The 1,034-nt window shown below is 36.0% G+C and carries 1 protein-coding gene; it reads left to right on the top strand.

From position 1 onward, the window contains the following. The first annotated feature begins 242 nt into the window (after nucleotides 1-242). Entirely contained in the window at nucleotides 243-938 is a 696-nt protein-coding gene (locus D1614_RS23635) for an Ea47 family protein (RefSeq protein ID WP_119440462.1), read from the top strand. Nucleotides 939-1,034 lie beyond the last annotated feature (96 nt).

A 1,034-nucleotide genomic window follows, 5' to 3' on the forward strand; every position in this document is an offset into this window, starting at 1 on the left:
CACAGTACATAATAACCTTACTCCACTCTTTCGTTCTTTCAGTTAATTATTAGAAGATAAGAAAATGTAAACTTAGGAAGTACATATTGCAGGGCGGGGTTCGGTGGTACGCCAACTGCGCCCCGAAGCTTCGGGGCACGTTTCGCAGTTCCGTGTCCTTCGGACAGGAACGCTCTCCGAAATCCGCCCCGACAACATGTACCAACCGTTATACACAAGTTTAAAAAGACAGAAATAGATTCATGAGTAGAAGTTTTGGAATAGTTGAGCAGAAGATTGAAGAATCAGAATTCTTTCTATCTAAAATTACAGAATCGTTAGAAGAAGAAAGAGTTTATGATGAAGCCCAATTTTACTTGAGTGCTTTTGCTTCTTGTACAAGGAGTATAACTTTTACAATTCAAGCATCAATTTCTGATATATCCGGGTTTGACAAATGGTACAAATCGCAACAAGAGAAATTGAAACTAAATAAATTGGCTAGATTCTTTTTGGAAGCAAGAAATCTCTCACAGAAAATTGGATACTATCTAATTGGAGGAGGCTCATCTTACACCGATGAAAATGGTGACTCAAAAATGCACTATTATTTTCAAACCTTCCAAAATTCAAATCAATTAAGTTATGTGCCTGAAGAAGATGTTTTGACTTGTTGTGTCGACTATTTCAAAACGTTGTTAATCGTTGTTATGGACTGTTATAAAGAATTTGGAAAACTAATTGACCCAGAAAAATTCTTTACAATCGAGAACCTTCGTGAAACAAACAAAACAATTGAAGATTTTGAAGAACAAGCTGGCTACCCAAGGGGGTGGACTAATATTCCAAATTTTACTACTCAACAAAGAGTAGACTTGATTAGAAGACATCATCCAATGCCAAAAATTGATTGGATATTTGAAAAGTACTTTGATACCAATAGATATGGAGAAAAATAAAAACCAGTGTATAACACGTGTAGCTGTTGCACAACCCTCTAATTTTTAAGTACCTGTTAAAACTACGAAGGGGAATAAGCTGTTTCTCGCGTTTTT

This window comes from Maribellus luteus (genome assembly GCF_003576475.1).
GTDB lineage: Bacteria > Bacteroidota > Bacteroidia > Bacteroidales > Prolixibacteraceae > Draconibacterium > Draconibacterium luteum.